15 protein-coding genes are annotated in these 18,529 nt (G+C 63.5%); 11 read left to right on the forward strand and 4 right to left on the reverse strand.

Translation table 11 applies throughout. The features are described from left to right. Window positions 1–14: 14 nt before the first annotated feature. Complete coding sequence (locus tag AC2T3R_RS03855; protein WP_410952024.1) at window positions 15–1,013, reverse strand: methyltransferase; 999 nt, start codon at window positions 1,011–1,013, stop codon at window positions 15–17. 54 nt (window positions 1,014–1,067) lie between these two features. Continuing rightward, the gene (locus AC2T3R_RS03860; RefSeq protein WP_410952023.1) at window positions 1,068–2,033 is read right to left on the reverse strand and encodes a 2-hydroxyacid dehydrogenase; all 966 of its coding nucleotides are present in this window, start codon (window positions 2,031–2,033) and stop codon (window positions 1,068–1,070) included. Between the two features lie 310 nt (window positions 2,034–2,343). Here AC2T3R_RS03860 and AC2T3R_RS03865 point away from each other — a divergent pair, with 310 nt between their 5' ends. From AC2T3R_RS03865 to AC2T3R_RS03910, 10 genes are all read left to right on the forward strand, one after another. Further along, window positions 2,344–4,026, forward strand: coding sequence for a fatty acid--CoA ligase (locus tag AC2T3R_RS03865; RefSeq protein WP_410952022.1), 1,683 nt, complete (start codon window positions 2,344–2,346; stop codon window positions 4,024–4,026). Between the two features lie 331 nt (window positions 4,027–4,357). Continuing rightward, on the forward strand, window positions 4,358–6,244 hold the full coding sequence (locus AC2T3R_RS03870; RefSeq protein ID WP_486744669.1) for a DUF1302 domain-containing protein: 1,887 nt from the start codon (window positions 4,358–4,360) through the stop codon (window positions 6,242–6,244). A 25-nt stretch (window positions 6,245–6,269) separates the two neighbouring features. Continuing rightward, window positions 6,270–7,634 (forward strand): DUF1329 domain-containing protein, encoded by a 1,365-nt coding sequence (locus AC2T3R_RS03875; protein WP_013970939.1) that lies wholly within the window; start codon window positions 6,270–6,272, stop codon window positions 7,632–7,634. 338 nt (window positions 7,635–7,972) lie between these two features. Beyond that, window positions 7,973–10,690 carry a winged helix-turn-helix domain-containing protein gene (locus AC2T3R_RS03880; protein WP_410952020.1) on the forward strand — a complete coding sequence of 906 codons (2,718 nt, stop codon included), beginning with the start codon at window positions 7,973–7,975 and terminating at the stop codon, window positions 10,688–10,690. 159 nt (window positions 10,691–10,849) lie between these two features. Beyond that, the gene (locus tag AC2T3R_RS03885) at window positions 10,850–12,457 is read left to right on the forward strand and encodes a response regulator (RefSeq protein ID WP_023661095.1); all 1,608 of its coding nucleotides are present in this window, start codon (window positions 10,850–10,852) and stop codon (window positions 12,455–12,457) included. After that, on the forward strand, window positions 12,454–13,146 hold the full coding sequence (locus AC2T3R_RS03890; protein WP_013970942.1) for a sensor histidine kinase: 693 nt from the start codon (window positions 12,454–12,456) through the stop codon (window positions 13,144–13,146). Before AC2T3R_RS03885 ends, AC2T3R_RS03890 begins: the two co-directional genes overlap by 4 nt. Window positions 13,147–13,314: 168 nt before the next feature. Then, on the forward strand, window positions 13,315–13,593 hold the full coding sequence (locus AC2T3R_RS03895; RefSeq protein ID WP_003259615.1) for an AbrB/MazE/SpoVT family DNA-binding domain-containing protein: 279 nt from the start codon (window positions 13,315–13,317) through the stop codon (window positions 13,591–13,593). After that, window positions 13,590–13,937 carry a type II toxin-antitoxin system ChpB family toxin gene (locus AC2T3R_RS03900; protein ID WP_486744670.1) on the forward strand — a complete coding sequence of 116 codons (348 nt, stop codon included), beginning with the start codon at window positions 13,590–13,592 and terminating at the stop codon, window positions 13,935–13,937. Before AC2T3R_RS03895 ends, AC2T3R_RS03900 begins: the two co-directional genes overlap by 4 nt. Window positions 13,938–13,955: 18 nt before the next feature. Further along, window positions 13,956–14,600: an MBL fold metallo-hydrolase gene (locus tag AC2T3R_RS03905; protein ID WP_486744671.1), complete on the forward strand. Its 645-nt coding sequence runs from the start codon at window positions 13,956–13,958 to the stop codon at window positions 14,598–14,600. 108 nt (window positions 14,601–14,708) lie between these two features. Continuing rightward, window positions 14,709–15,419: a YiaD family glycine zipper/OmpA-like lipoprotein gene (locus AC2T3R_RS03910; RefSeq protein WP_015268963.1), complete on the forward strand. Its 711-nt coding sequence runs from the start codon at window positions 14,709–14,711 to the stop codon at window positions 15,417–15,419. Window positions 15,420–15,554: 135 nt separating this feature from the next. On the opposite strand, the gene pta is transcribed toward AC2T3R_RS03910, so the two are convergent. After that, a complete protein-coding gene (gene pta, locus AC2T3R_RS03915; RefSeq protein ID WP_486744672.1) occupies window positions 15,555–17,642 on the reverse strand; it encodes a phosphate acetyltransferase in 2,088 nt (695 codons plus the stop codon). A gap of 31 nt (window positions 17,643–17,673) precedes the next feature. After that, a complete protein-coding gene (locus AC2T3R_RS03920; RefSeq protein ID WP_410952017.1) occupies window positions 17,674–17,976 on the reverse strand; it encodes a DUF3565 domain-containing protein in 303 nt (100 codons plus the stop codon). On the opposite strand from AC2T3R_RS03920, the gene AC2T3R_RS03925 reads away from it, so the two are divergent. Continuing rightward, entirely contained in the window at window positions 17,975–18,460 is a 486-nt protein-coding gene (locus AC2T3R_RS03925; protein WP_003259610.1) for an FKBP-type peptidyl-prolyl cis-trans isomerase, read from the forward strand. The genes AC2T3R_RS03920 and AC2T3R_RS03925 overlap by 2 nt on opposite strands. Window positions 18,461–18,529: the final 69 nt, after the last annotated feature.

The following is an 18,529-nucleotide window of genomic DNA, read 5'->3' on the forward strand; positions in this document are numbered from 1 at the left end:
GGCAAGCGCTGTTTTTATCCGTGTGTTGCCTGGTAGATTCGGAAACCGTCCGCCTCGTCGCGTACCTGGCAGTTGCCCAGCGCCCCTTCGATCAGTGGCTGGTAGCGCAGGAAGCTGTTGGCAACCAGGCGCATTTCGCCACCTTTTCGCAGATGAACGGCTGATTTTTTCAGCAAGTTTTCCGATGCCTGGTAGTTGGTGTGCACCCCGGTGTGGAACGGCGGGTTGCTCAGGATCAGGCTCAGTTCGGTCGGCGCCGCGTCGATGCCGTCGCCGCTGATCACTTCGCCCTCCAGACCATTGGCGGCCAAGGTCAGGCGGCTGGCGGCCACGGCGAAGGCATCCACATCCAGCAGGGTCACCCGGTTTTGTGGATAACGGCGTTTGACCGTGGCGCCCAGCACCCCGGCACCGCAGCCGAAGTCCAGCACATGCCCGCTCGGCAGGCCATCGAGGTGCTTGAGCAGCAGGGCGGTACCGCGATCGAGGCGGCCATGGCTGAACACACCGGGCAGGCTGACTACTTGCAGCGGGCCGTCTTCCAGGCTGAGCTCGAAGCGTTCGGCCAGGCTTTCCAAGGGCTTGGCCTCTGGCGCGTGCTCGATGGTCACCTGCCACAGCTGGCAATGGCGGGCGCTGTCGAGCTTGCGCGGCTTGCCAAAGGCCTGCAGCTGCTTGGCCGCACCCTCGATGCCACCACGTTTCTCGCCGACCAGGTACAGCTCGCGGCCCGCCAGGCGCGAGGCCAGGGCGTTGAGCAGGTAGGCGGCCAGTTCGCGGGACTTGGGCAGGAACAGCACGGCGCTGTCGAAAGTCACTTCAGGGGGCTCCACCGCATAGTGGCTGCGGCCGGCGAAGCGGCTTTCGAGCATGGCCTGGTCGCCCGCATGCCAGCTCCAGGCTCGGGCCTGGGGCAACTGGCCAAGCAGGCCGTCGGCGGGGGCGCCGGCGAGCAGCAGCGGGCCCTGGAACAGCTCTGCCTGGCGGAGCAACACTTCACTGCGCGGGTCCATGGACGACGCCTCCTGGAAAAAAGTGGCGCAGTTTAGCAGAGGCGGGCGTCGGGCTCAGCTAACCACGCGACGTGGCTGCCCGGCGAAGAAGGCCTGGGCGTTCTCGCTGAGCTGGCCGACGATGCGCTGGCGCGACTCCACCGCGCCCCAGGCGCTGTGCGGGGTGATGATCAGGCGCGGGATGCCGGGCTCGAGCAGCGGGTTGCCGTTGATCGGTGGCTCCACGCTCAGCACGTCGGTGGCGGCACCGCCCAGGTGGCCACTGCGCAGGGCGTCGGCCAGCGCCTGCTCGTCGATAAGGCCGCCGCGGGCGGTGTTGACCACCAGCACGTTTGGCTTGAGCAAGGCCAGTTCGCGGGCCCCGAGCATGTGTCGGGTGTGCTCGTTCAGCGGGCAGTGCAGGGTCAGGGCGTCGACTTGCGGCAGCAACTCGTCCAGCGGCAACCGGTCGGCGCGTTCCGGGCGGCCGGGGATCTGCCCGCTGAGCACGCGCATGCCAAAGGCTTCGGCCAGTCGCGCCACCGCGCCGCCCAGTTCACCGTGGCCGAGCAGGCCAAGGGTCTTGCCCTCCAGCTCGACGATGGGGAAGTCCAGCAGGCAGAACTGGCTGGCCTTGGCCCACTGGCCGTCGGCTACCGCCTGGTTGTAGTCGCACAGGCGGGTGGCCAGTGCCAGTAGCAGGGCGAGGGTGTGCTGGGCGACGGACGGTGTGCCGTAGCCCTGGCAGTTGCACACGGTGATGCCCTGGGCGCGGGCGGCCGCCAGGTCGACGTTGTTGGTGCCGGTGGCGGCCACCAGGATCAGCTTCAGCTGCGGGTTGGCGGCCAGGGTCGCGGCGTCGAGCATGACCTTGTTGCTGACTACCGCTACCGCGCCCTTAAGGCGTTCGGCGACCTGCTCCGGCCGGGTGGCGGCGAACAGTTCGAACTCGTCGAACTGCTGCTTCAGGGGCGAGAGGTCGAGATCGCCCAGGTCCAGGGACTGGTGATCGAGAAACACGGCGCGACGCGGGCTGGGCATGAAGTTCTCCGAGGCTGGGCGGGGTATTGGTGTTGTGGCCATTCGCGGGCATGCCCGCTCCCACAAGACCCCCACCAACCTGCGGGTGTGTAGTACCTGTGGGAGCGGGCGTGCCCGCGAAAGGGCCTTTGGCTCCAGCACAAATCCTGAAGCTGCCGCCGCAGTGTCTAGTTCAACCTTGCCGCCCGTCAACGCCCGCCACTCATACCTTCATCACGCAAATCATTCCTTCGGCTGATTTAGCCGTCACATTGGCGAACTACAGTAGTTCCCAGACTTGTCCGGCCCGCTTTTCAGAAAAGGGATACCCATGTTGCAGACCCGCATCATCAAGCCCGCCGAGGGCGCCTACGCCTACCCCCTGCTGATCAAGCGACTGCTGATGTCTGGCAGCCGCTATGAAAAGACCCGCGAAATCGTCTACCGAGACCAGATGCGGCTGACCTACCCCCAGCTCAACGAGCGCATCGCGCGCCTGGCCAACGTGCTGACCGAAGCCGGGGTAAAGGCCGGTGACACCGTGGCGGTGATGGACTGGGACAGCCACCGCTACCTGGAATGCATGTTCGCCATCCCGATGATCGGTGCGGTGGTGCACACCATCAACGTGCGCCTGTCGCCCGAGCAGATTCTCTACACCATGAACCACGCCGAAGACCGCGTGGTGCTGGTCAACAGTGACTTCGTCGGCTTGTACCAGGCCATCGCCGGGCAACTGACCACGGTCGACAAGACCCTGCTGCTGACCGACGGCCCGGAAAAGACAGCCGAGCTGCCCAACCTGGTGGGCGAGTACGAGCAACTGCTGGCCGCTGCCAGCCCGCGCTACGACTTCCCGGACTTCGACGAGAACTCGGTGGCCACCACCTTCTACACCACTGGCACCACCGGCAACCCCAAGGGTGTGTACTTCACTCATCGGCAACTGGTGCTGCACACCCTGGCCGAAGCTTCGGTGACTGGCAGCATCGATAGCGTGCGCCTGCTGGGTAGTAACGACGTGTACATGCCCATCACGCCGATGTTCCACGTGCACGCCTGGGGCATTCCCTACGCCGCCACCATGCTGGGCATGAAGCAGGTGTATCCGGGGCGCTACGAGCCGGACATGCTGGTCAAGCTGTGGCGCGAAGAGAAGGTCACGTTCTCCCATTGCGTGCCGACCATCCTGCAGATGCTGCTCAACTGCCCGACCTCCAAAGGTCAGGACTTCGGCGGCTGGAAGATCATCATCGGCGGCAGCGCACTCAACCGCTCGTTGTACCAGGCCGCCCTGGCACGCGGCATCCAGCTGACCGCCGCATATGGCATGTCCGAGACCTGCCCGCTGATTTCCGCCGCCCACCTTAACGACGAACTGCAGGCCGGCAGCGAGGATGAGCGCGTCACTTACCGCATCAAGGCCGGCGTACCGGTGCCGCTGGTGGAGGCGGCCATCGTCGACGGCGACGGCAACTTCCTGCCCGCCGACGGTGAAACCCAGGGCGAACTGGTGCTGCGTGCGCCATGGCTGACCATGGGCTACTTCAAGGAACCGGAAAAGAGCGAGGAGCTGTGGCAGGGCGGCTGGTTGCATACCGGTGATGTCGCCACGCTCGACGGCATGGGCTATATCGACATCCGCGACCGTATCAAGGATGTGATCAAGACCGGTGGCGAGTGGATTTCCTCGCTCGACCTCGAAGACCTGATCAGCCGTCACCCGGCCGTGCGCGAAGTGGCGGTGGTAGGGGTGGCCGACCCGCAGTGGGGTGAACGCCCGTTTGCCCTGCTGGTGGTGCGTGAAGACCAGGTCATCGACGCCAAGGCGCTGAAGGAACACCTCAAGCCGTTCGTCGAACAAGGGCACATCAACAAGTGGGCGATTCCAAGCCAGATCGCCGTTGTTACCGAAATTCCCAAGACCAGTGTCGGCAAGCTCGACAAGAAACGCATCCGCCAGGACATCGTCCAGTGGCAGGCCAGCAACAGCGCGTTCCTCTCCACGCTGTAACCGCCATGCGGGTCGCGCACTGCAGCGCGCGACCCGCACGCTAGAGGGGTGGAACCTTGCCAAACGGCAGAAATACGCCATCCTTTAGCACTGCCAGCGCGCAGCCGGTGCAACATGGCAGCGAGTTGGCCGCACGGAGCGCAAATCACACTTTAGAGGGATCAAGCGCCTGTGCCTTGCTGGCTATAGTCGGGGCCAGGGGATTTTCAGGAATGGGGGAGGCGACATGCGCAAGCCGTGTCGCCGCGGGCGCAAGCCTGCAAACCGGTCGCTCGGGCCGTTCTTGAAAGGACTCACTGCCATAACAAAAAAAGTACATGGAGTAGCGTCGATGAAATCTGCAAACCTGTTCTGGCGCCGGGCCAAGTTGCCCCTGGCCGTCAGCCTTGCTTCCACGCTCGCAAGTCCTGCTTTCGCTGTCAGTTTCAACATTGGTGAAATCGAAGGCCAGTTCGACTCGTCGCTCTCCATCGGCGCCAGCTGGTCGACGGCCAACCCCAACAAGAACCTGATCGGGGTGAACAACGGCGGCAAGGGCCTGTCGCAGACATCCGACGATGGCCACCTGAACTTCAAGAAGGGCGAAACCTTCTCCAAGATCTTCAAGGGTATCCATGACCTGGAGCTCAAGTACGGCGACACCGGCGTGTTCGTCCGCGGCAAGTACTGGTACGACTTCGAACTGAAGGACGGAGGCCGCGAGTTCAAGGACATCAGCGACTCCAACCGCAAGGAAGGCGCCAAATCGTCCGGTGCCGAACTGCTCGACGCATTCGTCTACCACAACTACTCCATCGGCGATCAGCCAGGCTCGGTGCGCTTGGGCAAGCAGGTGGTGAGCTGGGGTGAAAGTACCTTCATCGGTGGCGGCATCAACTCGATCAACCCGATCGACGTGTCGGCGTTCCGCCGCCCGGGGGCCGAGATTAAGGAAGGCCTGATTCCGGTCAACATGTTCTACATTTCGCAGAGCCTGACCGACAACCTGTCGGCGGAGGCTTTCTACCAGATCGAATGGGACCAGACGGTCGTCGACAACTGCGGCACCTTCTTCTCCCAGCCAGACATCATTGCCGACGGCTGTACCGACAACCTGCGCGTGCTCAACAGCAGTCGCACAGTGCCGGGGGCGGCGCAGCAATTCCTTGCCACCCGTGGCGTGGACATCAATGAGGAAGGGGTGATGGTGCGCCGCGGCGCCGACCGCGATGCGCGTGACAGCGGCCAGTTTGGCGTGGCAATGCGCTACATGTTCGAGCCGCTGGACACCGAGTTTGGCGCCTACTTCATGAACTACCACAGCCGTGCGCCAATCTTCAGTGCTACCGGGGCCGCGCCTTCAGTGTTCGCCGGCCTGAGCGCATTGCCTGCACAGCTGCGCGCATTGGCACCGCTGATCGTGGCAGGTAACTCCGAGTACTTCGTCGAATACCCCGAGGACATCCGCCTTTATGGCTTGAGCTTCTCTACCACGTTGCCCACCGGGACCGCCTGGAGCGGCGAACTCAGCTACCGCCCCAACGCACCGGTGCAACTGAATACCACGGATATCCTGTTCGCCGGGGTCCGCCCCATTGGCGGTGCCTTGAGCAACGCTTCGCTGCTGACCGGTACGCCGGGGCAGGACTTGCACGGGTATCGCCGCAAGGAGATCACTCAGTTCCAGACCACCCTCACGCATTTCTTCGACCAGGTAATGGGCGCCAGCCGCATGACCGTGGTGGGCGAGCTGGGTGTCACCCATGTGGGCGGCCTGGAGAGCGCCCACGATACCCGCTACGGTCGCGATCCGGTGTTTGGTCCAGGCCCGCTGCCATCCACCGGTGGGGCAAACACCTGTCAGGCCCTGAATGCCAGCACCATCGCAGGCGCTGGTGCCGGTGCCTCCACCGCCAACCTGAGCCGCAACTGCGAGAACGATGGCTTTACCACCAGCACTTCCTGGGGTTACCGCGCCCGAGTCATCTGGGACTACAACGATGTCTTTGCCGGGGTCAACCTGAAACCCAGCGTGGCCTGGTCGCATGACGTCTCCGGCTATTCGCCGGGCCCTGGCGCCAACTTCGAGGAAGGCCGCAAGGCCGTCAGCCTGGGCCTCGACGCCGAGTACCAGAACACCTACACGGCAAGCCTGTCGTACACCAACTTCTTCGATGGCAAGTACACCACCGTGGATGACCGCGACTTCGTCGCGCTCAGCTTCGGCGTGAACTTCTAAGCATTCAGATCCAGGACGACACGACATGAACAAGACCAGAAGTCTGCTGCAAGCCGGTGTGCTGGGCCTGTCCCTGCTGGCGACCAGCGTCATGGCTGCAGTATCCGCCGACGAGGCGGCCAAGCTGGGCAGTACCTTGACTCCGATGGGCGCCGAAAAGGCTGGCAACGCCGATGGCTCGATCGGCCCGTGGGAACCGCTGTCCAAGAGCGCGGGCAGCGTCGACGGCAAGGGCTTCCTGTCCGACCCGTACGGCAGTGACAAGCCACTGTTCACCATCACCGCGCAGAACGCCGACCAGTACAAGGACAAGCTCTCGCCGGGCCAGCTGGCCATGCTCAAGCGCTATCCGGACACCTTCAAGATCCCGGTATTCAAGACCCATCGCGGTTCCACGGTGCCGGCCGATGTGTTCGCTGCCATCAAGGAAAACGCTACCAAGACCACCCTGGTCGAAGGCGGCAACGGTCTGAACAACTTCCGCACGGCTGTACCGTTCCCGATCCCGAAAAGCGGCCTGGAGGTGATCTGGAACCACATCACCCGCTACCGGGGCGGTAGCGTCAGCCGTCTGGTGACCCAGGCAACGCCTCAGCAGAACGGCTCTTTCAACCCGGTATACTTCTCCGACCAGTTCGTCTTCCGCGAAAGAATGAAGGATTACGACCCGAACAACCCGGGCAACATCCTGTTCTACTTCAAGCAGGAAGTGACCGCGCCTGCGCGCCTGGCCGGTACCGTGCTGCTGGTGCACGAAACCCTCGACCAAGTGAAGGAACCGCGCAAGGCGTGGATCTACAACGCCGGTCAGCGCCGCGTACGCCAGGCACCACAAGTGTCGTACGACGGCCCGGGTACCGCAGCCGACGGTTTGCGCACCTCCGACAACCTGGACATGTTCAACGGTGCGCCAGACCGCTATGACTGGAAGCTGGAAGGCAAGAAGGAGATGTACATCGCGTCCAACGCCTTCAAGCTCGACGACCCCAAGCTCAAGTACACCGACATCATCAAGGCCGGGCACATCAACCAGGACCTGGCCCGTTACGAGCTGCGCCGTGTATGGCACGTGGTCGCCACCCTCAAGCCGGGCCAGCGGCACATCTATGCCAAGCGTGACTTCTACATCGACGAGGACACCTGGCAGGCTGCGGTGATTGACCAGTACGACGGCCGTGGCCAACTGTGGCGCGTGTCCGAGGCACATGCCCAGCCGTACTACAACGTGGAAGTGCCGTGGTACACCCTGGAGGCCATCTATGACCTGCAGTCGGGCCGTTACCTGGCCTTGGGCATGAAGAACGAAGAGAAGCGCGCCTACGACTTCGGTTTCAGTGCCAGCAAGGCTGACTTCCAGCCAGCGGCACTGCGCCAGTCGGGTATTCGCTAAGTATCGCGCAACCTCGGAGCGCCCCGGCTTGTCCGGGGCGTTTCATTTTCCTGTACCGGCCCCTTCGCGGGTGAACCCGCTCCCACAGGGATTGCACAGGTTTCAAGTCCAGTGCAGTACCTGTGGGAGCGGGCGTGCCCGCGAAGAGGCCGGTACAGCAATAAAGCTGGTGAATACCTCCCCAAACCCCCGCCCCAGCCGCTGTCCATCAGTCATGTTGCTTTTTGTCGCAGTCTTTTCCAGTGGAATTGCGCCCATCATCTTCAAATACGTAGCGTTACCCGCTAGTCTCGCAAGCATCCATACCGCCGTAGTCTTCCAACCAGAACGAGCCGGCCATGACAGATCTGTCCCGTACGCATGGATTCACCAGCCAGGCCCTGGGCCTGCTGGACGGGCGTTTCTTCCGGCCGCCCTTGCCGGACGGCCATGTGCCGCGCCTGCGCCTGTGCCAGCGGCTGCAAGCCGGTCTCGGCGGGCGGTTGTTACTGGTCAATGCCCCGGCAGGGTTCGGCAAAAGCTCCCTTGCCATCGAATTTTGCGAAGCGCTGCCCGAGCACTGGCGTAGCCTGTGGCTGGGCCTGAGCCAACGGGATGCCGACCCTGGCCGATTCCTCGAACGCCTGCTCGAAGGCCTGCAGCAGTATTGCCCGGCGCTGGGCGGCCAGGCCATGGGTCTGCTGAAAATGCGCCAGCGCCACCAGCCGTTCGCCTTCGAGGAATGGCTCGACGGCCTGCTCGACGAGCTGGCGCTGTACCTGCAAGCCGATACTCCCTTGTTGCTGGTGCTGGACGACTATCACCTGGCCCAGGGGCCGGTACTCGACCGCTGCCTGCAGTTCTTCCTCAATCACCTGCCCCCCGGCCTGGTGCTGCTGGTCACCAGCCGCCAACGCCCGGATTGGCACCTGGCGCGCCTGCGCCTGTCGCGGCACCTGGTCGAACTCAACGAACAGGACTTGCGCCTGACCGCCGAAGAATCACTGGCGGTGATCGGCCGCCAACCCAACGGGCTGCGTGGCCAGGCTCTGGACAACCTGATCCAGCGCAGCGACGGTTGGGTGGCCGGGTTGCGTTTCTGGCAGCTGGCGGCAAGCGAGTCCGCTGACGAGCAGGCCTTGCCCCAGGCCTTGCATGGCGGCGAGGGCCTGATCCGTGACTATCTGCTGGAAGAAGTCATCGACATGCTGCCCGCCGATGTGCAGGCCTTCCTTTACGAAACGGCCTGCCAGGAACGTTTCTGCGCCCCGCTGTGCGATGCCGTACGCGGCCGCCACGACAGTGCCGCGATCCTGCGTTTCTTGCAGGCGCACCAGGTGTTCCTGGTGCCGCTGGACGAGCATGGCCACTGGTTCCGCTATCACCATTTGTTCTCCGACCTGTTGCGCAGCCGCCAGGCCAGCGAGCCGCTGGCCGACCTGCAGTTGCGTGCCTGCCGCTGGTTCGAAAGCCAGGGCCTGCTGGACGAAGCGGTGGAGCAGGCCCTGCGCGCCGGTTACCTCGATGTCGCCGCCGACCTGGTGCAGAGCCTGTCCGAGGAGCAACTGCTGGCCGAACAGAACGTCGGCATGTTGCTGCGCTGGAAGATGGACCTGCCCGACAGCCTGCTGATCAGCACGCCGCGGCTGATCGTGCTGTACAGCTGGGCGTTGGGCCTGGCGTGCCAGCTGGACGCGGCCGAGGAGCTGGCGGGTTATCTCAGCCGCTTCCTGCCCGCGCCTTCGGCGACCGCGCAAAAGTCCATGCTGGCCCAGTGGCTGGCGCTGAGTGGTGTTATCGCCCGTGGCCGTGGTGATCGCGAGCGCACCCTGGCCTATTGCGGTGAAGCGCTGCAGAGCTTGCCGAGCAAGCGTTATGGCCAACGCCTGGTGTGCCTGTCGACGCTGTCCAACCTGGCGATTGCCGATGGCGATTTCTGGCGGGCCCGCGGCTGGAACCGTGAGGCGCTGGAGTTGGCCCAGCGTGTTGGCAACCCATTGTTCGAGGCCCTGGCCCATTACGACCGGGCGCGGGTGCTGCATGCCCGTGGCGAGGTGTTGCGCGCACTGGACGAAGTGCGCGAGGGGCTGCAACGCCTGCAAGGGCTGTCGGCACAGCGGCTGTATGCCGTGCGCGCCCGCTTGACGCTTTACGAAGGCTACCTGCTGGTATCGCGCCTGCAGCCGTCCCAGGGCCGTGCCCGCTTGCGTGCGGGGTTGGGCGAGGCGCGGGCCTGCCGTGATATCAGTGTGCTCATCGGCCACTGCGTGATCGCTACGCTCGATGGCCGGGAAGGGCACTTTGCCGAGGCTTTTGCCGAACTGGCCGAGGCCGAGCGGCTGATGCACATCTGGGATGTGCCGCCGGTCTACTACCTGGCCATGATCACCCTGGTCAAATGCGAGTTGTGGCTGGCCCAGGGGCGCATCGACCTGGCCGAGTCCTGGCTGCTGCGCCTGGGTCAGACCTATGGCGGCGAGCAACCGGCGGCGGCCCCGGAGTTCCACCCGTTGCTGCCGTTGCACATCGCCTTGCAGCAGGCATCGCTCGAGCGTATCCAGTCGCGTAGCGACGACGCGGCGCAACGCCTGGCCAGCCTGGTCGAGCGCGGCCAGGCCAGTGGCGGCATGATGCTCAGCGTCAGTGCCCTGTGCCAGTGGCTTGGCTTGTTGCTGGGCGAAGGTCGGGAAGAGCAGGCCGCCCAGTTGTTGCCACGGTTGCTGGTGGCAGCCCAGGGCGGCGTGTTGCAACCGTTCCAGCCTTTGCTGGAGCAGCACCCGCAGTGGCTTCTCGAACAGCTCCAGGCTGTTGCCGCCTGCCCGGTGCAGGCCGAGTTGCTCAAGCGCCTGCCGCAGATACCAAGCGCCAGCATCGGCAGCGGCGAAGCCCTGAGTAGCCGCGAGTTGGCCGTGCTCGAGCTGATTGCCCAGGGTTGTTCCAACCAGCAGATCAGCGAGCGGTTGTTCATTTCCCTGCACACGGTGAAAACCCACGCCAGCCATATCAACAGCAAGCTGGGGGTGGAGCGGCGTACCCAGGCGGTGGCGAAGGCCAAGTCCCTGGGGCTGCTGTTGTGATATTGGCCCATCAGGGTCTTGCTCGTTAAAGTGATGGCTCGAGGCCATGGTTCGTGGCCGCGAATGCTCTACCCTAATCTTTTCCGACCAGCTGCCGATACAGCTATCGGTGGCATCGCCTCGCGCGATTTTTCAATCATTCCAAGGCAGGTCGTGTTGATGCTGCAGTACGGGCAAAAGAGCTTTCTGATCGTCGACGACTTTACCGACTTTCGCACGTCGACCCGTTCCATGCTGCGCGAACTGGGCGTGCGTGACGTGGATACCGCCGACAGCGGCGAGCAGGCGCTGCGCATGTGCGCGCAAAAGCGCTATGACGTCATACTGCAGGACTTCCACCTGGGCGACGGCAAGAAGAACGGCCAGCAGGTGCTCGAAGACCTGATCCTCGACAAGCACATCAGCCATGAGTGCATATTCATCATGGTCACTGCCGAGAGCAGCCAGGCCATTGTCCTCAGCGCCATCGAGCACGAGCCTGATGCCTATCTGACCAAGCCGTTCAACCGAGTTGGCCTGGCCCAGCGTGTCGAGAAACTGTACCAGCGCAAGACCCTGCTCAAGCCGATCCTGCAGGCCCTGGACCGCAATCGCCCGGCCGAAGTGCTGGCTGCCTGCGCCGAGCTGTGCAAGCGCGACCCACGCCTGGCCCCGCTGTGCCTGCGCTATCGGGCCGATGCCTTGCGCAACCTCAACCGCTTCGAGGAACTGGAGAAGTTCCTCAAGGCCATCCTGGCCAGCCGCCCGCAGCCGTGGGTCTACTCGGCGTTGGGCGGCCTGATGCACAAGCGTGGCCAGAATGCCCAGGCCCAGGGCGTGTACGAGCAGGCGCTCAAGGCTTTCCCAATCATGCCAGGCCTGTACGATGGCATGGCCGAGGTGCTGGTGGCCCAAGGCGAGACCAGGCGTGCGCAGAACATGCTTGAAGAAGCCGTGCGCCTGTCGCCGTTATCGGTGCGCCGGCAGTCGACGCTGGGCAAGCTGGCGTTGGAAAACGAAGACTTCGAGAGTGCTTCGAAGGCATTTCGCCACGCGGTGAATCAGGGCCAGAGCTCACGCTACAAGGACCCCGAGAACAACCTGGGCCTGGTGCAGGCGCTGATGAGCAGGAATGCCGGCTTTGGGCTGGATGCGCGCACACGGGTCGAGATCAACAGCACACTCAGCGAAGTGGCCAAGGAAAACCCCGAGGACCAAGGCCTGCAGGTGCGTGCCCGCATGATGAAGGCCGCCAGCCTGCAGCAGGCCGGCGACCCTGAAACGGCTGCAAAGCTGACCGAACAGGCGATCCAGCGCCTGGACAAAATGAACCAGTTCTTCTCGGTCGATTCGGCCCTGACCGTTGCCGCGCAGTTGCAGGCCATGGGGCAGGAAGCTGCCGCCATCGGCGTGCTGAAGAACTGTGTGGAAAGTTATGGCGATGACCCAAAGGTCATGGAGAGGGTCGGCAAGCTGACGGACGACCCCAGCGTGCTCAACGCCATTACCGAAGCGGTCACCCTCAATCGCCAGGGTGTGCGCAGTTACCAGGGAGGGCAGCTCGGCGAGGCTTTGCAGCTGTTCCGCAAGGCGCTGGGTTTGCAGCCGAAGAACATCAGCATCGCCCTCAACACTGCCCAGGCGCTGCTGCGCATCGGCGGAGACAACCCTCAGCCCGCGATCATGCAGGAGTGCCGCGACGCCCTGACCAGCGTGGCCGGCATCCCCGCCAGCGACAACCGCTACGATCGCTACCGCAAACTGCACATCCGAGTGTTCGGCGCATGAATCAAGACAACCAGGGGCTGGATTTTTCCACGGTGATCGCCTCCACCGTGCACGACCTGAAGAATTCCCTGTCGGCGCTGATCCAGTCCCACAACCAGTGGATGCAGCGCTTGCCCGAGGAGCTGCGAAGTGGTGCCGAGCAAGGGGTTATGGAACATGAGTTTCGCCACCTCAACGGCATGCTTGTGCAGTTGCTGGGGTTGTACAAACTGGGCGTGAACCAGTTGCCGGTGTGCCCGGACTACCACGAACTGGACGACTTTATCGAAGCCCAGCTGGCGGCACACGAGGAGGTGCTCAAGCACAAGGACATCCTAGCCACCTGGCGCATCGACACCGACAACCCGCTGGGCTTCTTCGACCGCGAGCTGGTGGCCTCGGTGATCGCCAACGTGATCACCAACGCCACCCGCTTTGCCGCGCATGCCTTGCTGATCACCATCGAAGAGGCAGACAACCAGCTGGCCATCTGCGTCAACGATGACGGCCCGGGTTATCCACAGCGGATGCTCGAACGCCAGGAAGAATTCATCCAGGGTATCGACTCGACCAGCGGCAGTACCGGCCTTGGCCTGTATTTTGCGGCGCGGATCGCGGCACTGCATGAAAGCGGCGGGGTGCGCGGGCGGATCGAGATCTCCAATGGCGGCGCGCTTGGGGGTGGGTTGTTCAGGTTGTTTTTGCCTTGAAACTGACAAGGATTGCGTTTCAAATTTTTGCAGCTGGAAAGTAGGTTCCCAAGGTGATGTAGGGCATTTCCTTCTTGAGGTTGCAGGGCTTTTGTCCATACCGGGCAAATGACAGTGTAGATACGACGTCTCTACATTTCGCTTGCAATCATTTGGAGGGTTTCTACTATGTATCTACCTTGGGAGATACTCATGCAGATCAAGATTCAACAGTGGGGTAACAGCGCTGCGATTCGCTTGCCGGCTGCAGTGCTCAAGCAGATGCGTCTCGGAGTCGGCTCTACCTTGAGCCTGGACACCGCGGGTGAGACCATGGTGCTCAAACCCGTCAGGTCGAAACCCAAATACACCCTTGAAGAGCTGATGGCTCAGTGCGACCTGGATGCACCGGAGCCAGAGGACATGGCCGACTGGAACGCGATGCCACCAGTAGGGCGTGAAGTGTGAAACGGGTGAAGTTCGCCAGGGGCGATATCGTCCGCATCAATCTCGATCCGACTGTTGGACGGGAGCAGCAGGGTGCTGGGCGACCTGCGCTGGTGCTCACTCCCGCTGCGTTCAATGCGTCAGGCCTGGCTGTGGTAGTGCCGATCACTCAAGGTGGCGATTTTGCCAGGCATGCGGGTTTCGCCGTCACGCTCAGCGGTGCGGGTACGCAGACTCAGGGCGTGATGCTCTGCAATCAGGTGCGCACAGTCGACCTTGAAGCCAGATTGGCCAAACGCATAGAGTCGGTACCCGAGGTCGTCATCCTTGATGCACTGGCTCGCGTACAGACCCTCTTCGATTAACCGGTTCCCGTATTCCCTATGCAGAATCCATCGTCAGCGCTCATCCGCGAAACCTTCCCCGTAGGCCCCCTGCAGTGCAACTGCACCCTGATCGGCGACCCGCTGACCAAAAAGGCCATCGTCGTCGACCCGGGTGGTGACCCGGACAAGATCCTGGCCCGCCTGCAGGCCCACGGGCTGACGCTGGTGAGCATCATCCACACCCACGCGCACTTCGATCACTTCCTCGCCTCGGGCAAGCTCAAGGAGCTGACCGGCGCCACGCTGCACCTGCACAAGGACGACCAGTCGCTGTGGGACAACCTGGAAATGCAGTGCCAGATGTTCGGCGTGCCCTACACTCCGGTACCCGCGCCAGACCGCTGGCTGGGGGATGACGAGGAGCTGGCCTGTGGATGTGGAGTGGCCTTGCATACGCCAGGCCACACGCCAGGCTCGATGAGCTTCTGGTTTGCCGACGCCAAGCTGCTGATCGCCGGCGATACCCTGTTCCGCCGGGGCATTGGCCGTACCGATTTTTGGGGTGGCGACCAGCGGGCCATCGTCCGTTCCATCAGGGAGCGGCTGTACCGGCTGGACGAAGAGGCCATCGTGGTGACCGGCCACGGGCCTGATACCCGCCTGGGCGACGAAATGCGCGAGAACCCCTTTGTGCGTGCCTGATGGCACATGAAGGCACTTTCACGGAATTTTTCGGCGCCGATGCAATCCAAGGCTGGCATAGATCCCTTTATGATCTGTCGCATTCATGAATTCAGTAGGAGCTTGTCCATGTTCACCATGCGTCGTCTGATTATCGTCGCAACCGCCGCTGCCCTGATGACCGGCTGTGCCGGCCAGAACCCTTATGACAGCCAGGGGCAGGCGCAGGGCTCCACCGGGATGAGCAAAACTGCCAAATACGGCGGCCTGGGCGCGCTGGCCGGTGCTATCGCCGGTGCCGCCATCGACCACAACAACCGTGGCAAGGGCGCACTGATCGGCGCTGCTGCCGTGGGTGCCGCTGCAGCCGGTTATGGCTACTACGCCGACAAGCAGGAAGCCGAATTGCGCGCGCAAATGGCCAATACCGGTGTGGAAGTGCAGCGACAGGGTGACCAGATCAAGCTGATCATGCCGGGCAACATCACCTTCGCAACCGACTCGGCCAACATCGCGCCAAGCTTCTACTCGCCGCTGAACAACCTGGCTGGCTCGTTCAAGCAGTTCAACCAGAACACCATCGAAGTGGTCGGCTTCACCGACAGCACTGGCAGCCGCCAGCACAACATGGACCTGTCCCAGCGCCGTGCGCAGGCGGTCAGCACCTACCTGACCTCGCAGGGTGTGGATGCCTCGCGTATCACTGTACGTGGCATGGGGCCGGACCAACCGATCGCCAGCAACGCCGACGCCAATGGCCGTGCGCAGAACCGCCGTGTGGAAGTGAACCTGAAGCCGATTCCGGGTCAGCAGTATGACCAGGGGCAGGTTCAGCAGTAAGGCATCAATCCTGGGGCCGCTTTGCGGCCCATCGCCGGCAAGCCAGCTCCCACAGGTACTGCACAAGGCTCAAGGGCTATGCAAATCCTGTGGGAGCTGGCTTGCCGGCGATGGGCTGCAAAGCAGCCCCAGCTTTTAGCCCCCCACGCTGGCCTGGATCGCCGTCAGGGCAATGGTATGCACGATATCGTCAACCTGAGCCCCGCGCGGCAAGTCGTTCACCGGCTTGCGCAACCCTTGCAGCATCGGCCCCAGGCTGACCCCGTCGGTGCTGCGTTGCACCGCCTTGTGGGTCGTGTTGCCGGTATTCAGGTCAGGGAACACGAATACCGTCGCCCGCCCGGCTACCGGGCTGCCCGGCGCCAGGTCCCGTGCAATCGCCGGGTTGGCCGCCGCGTCATACTGCAACGGCCCGTCGATCAGCAGCTCTTGCGCCGCGCCTTGTGCCAGGCGGGTCGCTTCGCGCACTTTTTCGACTTCCTCGTCGCTGGCCGAATCGCTTGAATAACTGATCATCGCCACCCGTGGCGCGATGCCGAAGGCCTGCGCCGATTCGGCACTCTGCCGGGCGATCTCGGCCAGTTCGACAGCACTCGGGTGTGGGTTCATCACGCAGTCGCCGTACACCAGCACCTGCTCGGGGAACAGCATGAAGAACACCGACGACACCAGGCTCGAGCCCGGTGCGGTCTTGATCAGTTGCAGTGCCGGGCGGATGGTATTGGCGGTGGAGTGCACCAGGCCCGAGACCAGGCCGTCCACTTCGTCCAGAGCCAGCATCATGGTACCGATCACCACCGGATCCTCCAGTTGCTGCTCGGCCATTGGTGCATTGAGGTTCTTGCTCTTGCGCAGCTCGACCATCGGTTCCACATAGCGCCCGCGAATCAGCTCTGGGTCGAGAATCTCCAGGCCCGGTGGCAAGGTGATGCCCTGGGCTCGGGCCACCGCGTCGACATCCTCAGGCTTGGCCAGCAGCACGCAGCGGGCAATGCCGCGAGCCTGACAGATGGCTGCTGCCTGAACGAGCAGAGGCTCGGCACCCTCCGGCAGGACGATCCGCTTGTTCGCCTGCTGCGCCCGCTGGATCAACTGGTAGCGGAACACGGCTGGCGACAGGCGCAATTCACGCGGCGTGCCGCAACGCTGGTGCAGCCAGGCGGCGTCGAGGTGGCTGGCGACGAAGTCGGTGATGAATTCGGCGCGCTCGCGGTCGTCCACCGGTATCTCGCGGTTCAGCGAGTTGAGCTGGTTGGCGGTGTCGTACGAGCCGGTACTGACCGACAGGATCGGCAGGCCGGCCTGCAGGGCGCCACGGCACAGACCAAGGATACGCGCGTCAGGTTTGCTGTCGCTGGTCAGCAGCAGGCCGGCCAGCGGGACGCCGTTGATCGCCGCGAGGCTGACGGCGAGGATGATGTCGTCGCGGTCGCCCGGTGTCACCACCAGGGTACCCGAGGTGAGCAGTGGCACCGTGTTGGCAACTGTACGCGCGCAGATGATGATCTTGCTCATGCGCCGCTGTTCATAGTCGCCGGCGTTGAGCACCTGGGCACCTAGCAGGTCGGCCACATCGCGGGTGCGCGGGGCGTTCAGTTCAGGCTGGTAGGGGATGCAGCCCAGCAGGCGGAAGTCGTTGCCGCGCAGTAGCGGCGAGTGCTCGCGCAGGCGGGTGGAAAAGTCGGCCATGCTTTCGTCGGTGCGCACCTTGTTGAGGATTACCCCGAGCACCTTCGGATCGCGCGGGCCGCCGAACAGCTGGGCCTGCAGTTCGACCCGGCCGGACAACTCGCTGAGCACTTCGTTTTCCGGCGCTGATACCAGAATCACCTCGGCATCCAGGCTCTTGGCCAGGTGCAGGTTGACCCGCGCCGCATAGCTGGCGTGGCGCGTGGGCACCATGCCCTCGACCACCACCACGTCGTTGCCGATGCAGGCTTGCTGGTACAGGCGAATGATTTCTTCGAGCAATTCGTCCAGCTGGCCATCGCCGAGCATGCGCTCGACGTGGGCCAGGCTCAGCGGCACCGGGGGCTTGATGCCGTGGGTGCGGGCGACCAGCTCGGTGGAGCGTTCGGGGCCGGTGTCACCCGGGTGGGGCTGGGCGATCGGCTTGAAGAAGCCGACCTTCAGCCCGGCGCGCTCCAGGGTGCGCACCAGGCCCAGGCTGATGGAGGTCAGGCCGACACCGAAATCGGTCGGCGCAATGAAAAATGTGTGCATGCGTGCTTCTCGAAATAAGCGGTGCAAGAAATTAACGGCCAAGGGTAGCGCTATCGGCACCTTGTGCGCACCAGCCGCAAGCGAAAGGCTGGCCGATGCGCTGCTCGCGCTGGGCCGGGTCGAGCACCCAGGGGCGCGCCTGCCACGGCGGCTGGTGGCGCAGGTGCTGGGTGTGGCCGCAGGACAGTTCGGCCACCCAGTGGCCCTCTTCGTCCTGGTGGAAGCCGGTGATCCGACTGATGGGCCGTTGCTCGTCCGCGGTGCGTTCGCAATCGGGCGATGGCTTGGTTACACTTGTCCGCTCTACATACTTTTGCAAAAGGTCTTGCCCCATGCTGATCGCCGCCAACAAGGCTGTCTCCATCGACTATACCCTGACCAACGACGCCGGGGAGACCATCGACAGCTCCGCCGGCGGTGCACCGCTGGTTTACCTGCACGGTGCCGGCAACATCATCCCGGGCCTGGAAAAAGCCCTGGAAGGCAAGCAGGCCGGTGACGAGCTGAACGTTTCCATCGAGCCGGAAGATGCCTACGGCGAATACCTGGCCGAGCTGGTCAGCACCCTGAACCGCAGCCTGTTCGAAGGTGTCGACGAACTGGAAGTGGGCATGCAGTTCCACGCTTCGGCGCCGGATGGCCAGATGCAGATCGTCACCATCCGCGACATCGACGGCGACGACGTGACTGTCGACGGCAACCACCCGCTGGCCGGCCAGCGTCTGACCTTCCAGGTCAAGGTGGTCAACGTTCGTGATGCCAGCGACGAAGAAATCGCTCACCGCCACATCCACGGTGAAGGTGGCCATCACCACTGATTTTCTGCGCTAAGCTCAGAAAGTCGCCAGGCGCTCGGGCAAGCCGATTTGCCTTCCTACGGGAGGTGG

Source organism: Pseudomonas sp. PVC-5-1, from assembly GCF_057444345.1.

Coding starts and splice junctions, on each gene's coding strand:
- AC2T3R_RS03855 (WP_410952024.1), bottom strand. CDS start 1,013: ATGGACCCGCGCAGTGAAGTGTTGCTCCGCCAGGCAGAGCTGTTCCAG.
- AC2T3R_RS03860 (WP_410952023.1), bottom strand. CDS start 2,033: ATGCCCAGCCCGCGTCGCGCCGTGTTTCTCGATCACCAGTCCCTGGAC.
- AC2T3R_RS03865 (WP_410952022.1), top strand. CDS start 2,344: ATGTTGCAGACCCGCATCATCAAGCCCGCCGAGGGCGCCTACGCCTAC.
- AC2T3R_RS03870 (WP_486744669.1), top strand. CDS start 4,358: ATGAAATCTGCAAACCTGTTCTGGCGCCGGGCCAAGTTGCCCCTGGCC.
- AC2T3R_RS03875 (WP_013970939.1), top strand. CDS start 6,270: ATGAACAAGACCAGAAGTCTGCTGCAAGCCGGTGTGCTGGGCCTGTCC.
- AC2T3R_RS03880 (WP_410952020.1), top strand. CDS start 7,973: ATGACAGATCTGTCCCGTACGCATGGATTCACCAGCCAGGCCCTGGGC.
- AC2T3R_RS03885 (WP_023661095.1), top strand. CDS start 10,850: ATGCTGCAGTACGGGCAAAAGAGCTTTCTGATCGTCGACGACTTTACC.
- AC2T3R_RS03890 (WP_013970942.1), top strand. CDS start 12,454: ATGAATCAAGACAACCAGGGGCTGGATTTTTCCACGGTGATCGCCTCC.
- AC2T3R_RS03895 (WP_003259615.1), top strand. CDS start 13,315: ATGTATCTACCTTGGGAGATACTCATGCAGATCAAGATTCAACAGTGG.
- AC2T3R_RS03905 (WP_486744671.1), top strand. CDS start 13,956: ATGCAGAATCCATCGTCAGCGCTCATCCGCGAAACCTTCCCCGTAGGC.
- AC2T3R_RS03910 (WP_015268963.1), top strand. CDS start 14,709: ATGTTCACCATGCGTCGTCTGATTATCGTCGCAACCGCCGCTGCCCTG.
- pta (WP_486744672.1), bottom strand. CDS start 17,642: ATGCACACATTTTTCATTGCGCCGACCGATTTCGGTGTCGGCCTGACC.
- AC2T3R_RS03925 (WP_003259610.1), top strand. CDS start 17,975: ATGCTGATCGCCGCCAACAAGGCTGTCTCCATCGACTATACCCTGACC.
- AC2T3R_RS03920 (WP_410952017.1), bottom strand. CDS start 17,976: ATGGGGCAAGACCTTTTGCAAAAGTATGTAGAGCGGACAAGTGTAACC.